This is a genomic window from Plantactinospora solaniradicis, from assembly GCF_042658085.1.
Classification (GTDB): domain Bacteria; phylum Actinomycetota; class Actinomycetes; order Mycobacteriales; family Micromonosporaceae; genus Plantactinospora; species Plantactinospora solaniradicis.
The window spans coordinates 1-1,168 of record NZ_JBHSPR010000163.1 but is presented as its reverse complement, the minus strand read 5'-3'; the positions used below and the strand labels follow the sequence as shown (position 1 = coordinate 1,168).

General features: G+C 68.0%; 2 protein-coding genes. One reads left to right on the top strand and one right to left on the bottom strand.

The annotated features are described in order from the left end of the window. A partial coding sequence (locus ACFP2T_RS48060; protein WP_377434829.1) for a hypothetical protein occupies positions 1-308 on the top strand: 308 nt, incomplete at its 5' end. On the opposite strand, the gene ACFP2T_RS48055 is transcribed toward ACFP2T_RS48060, so the two are convergent. Further along, positions 309-1,168, bottom strand: a protein-coding gene (locus tag ACFP2T_RS48055; protein ID WP_377434827.1) for an IS5 family transposase whose coding sequence is annotated in 2 segments (ribosomal slippage) — positions 309-824 and positions 827-1,168 — 858 coding nt annotated over the 2 segments. Because the reading frame shifts where the segments join, the coding sequence is not laid out codon by codon here. This gene is flagged as partial in the annotation.

Genomic DNA, 1,168 nt, shown 5'->3' with positions numbered 1-1,168 from the left:
ACTGGACCGAGGATCGGCGGCGTTATAAGCGTCTGGTCGAGGCGCTGTCGGGGCGGGCGGATGCGCAGGCTGAGGCCGAGATGGGTGCACCCCTGGATCCGCGGCTCGCGGACTCGCTGGTGGATGTGATGGCGGGCGAGGAGCAACTCGGGCTGGACACGCTCTGCGTCAACGTCCTTGACTACCGGGTGCGGCTGACAGGTGAGGAGTACGCGACGATCACCGAGCTCGCCGGTCGTTGGGGGCTCGACGTTCGGACGATCGATGGACTGAACGAGCTTGTGATCCCGGCTGACGCATCCGAGTGATCATGAAAGCCAGATGACGGCGGCGATGAGTACGAGACTGGCCCGGTACAGGGATACCCGTTTGGCGTAGCGGGTGGCCAGGTCACGCCACTGCTTGAGCCGGTTGAAGCAGCGTTCCACCACGTTACGCCTCTTGTAGACGAGCTTGTCGAATGCGGGCGGTCGTCCACCCGTGCTGCCCTTGGCGGCCCGGCGGGCGACCTGGTCCGAGCGTTCCGGAATGACGTGTCGGATTCCCCGCCGCCGCAATGCCCGGCGGGTGGAGTCGTGGGCGTAGCCCTTGTCCGCGATCAGCACGTCGGGACGCTTACGGGGCCGTCCTGGTCCGGGTTCGTTGACCCGAATCTGGTCGAGCAGGGCCAACAGTTGGGGGTTGTCGCCGGCCTGGCCGGGGGTGAGCAGGATCGACAACGGGCGCCCGCGTCCGTCGACCGCGAGATGGATTTTCGTACTCAACCCTCCACGTGATCGACCGATGGCCTCGCCATCTTGCGCACCAGGCGTCGCCGGACCTGACGGAGAGCCCCCTTTTTGCGGGCGCCAGCGGCATGCTGGTGCGCCCGCACGACCGACGAGTCGACGCTGATTGTCCAGTGCACCGGCGCGCCGTCGTCGTGGACCTGCGCCGCGGCCAGGATCCGATCCCAGGTGCCGTCCGCGGTCCACCGCCGTAAGCGTTCGTGGCAGGTCTTCCACGGCCCATACCGTTCCGGCAGGTCACGCCACGGCGCCCCGGTACGCAGCTTCCATAGGATCCCGTTGATGACCTGCCGGTGATCCCGCCACCGCCCCCGCGCCCCACCCGGATCCGGAAGCAGCGGCGCGATCACCGCCCACGCCTCGTCGGTCACCTCGCCACG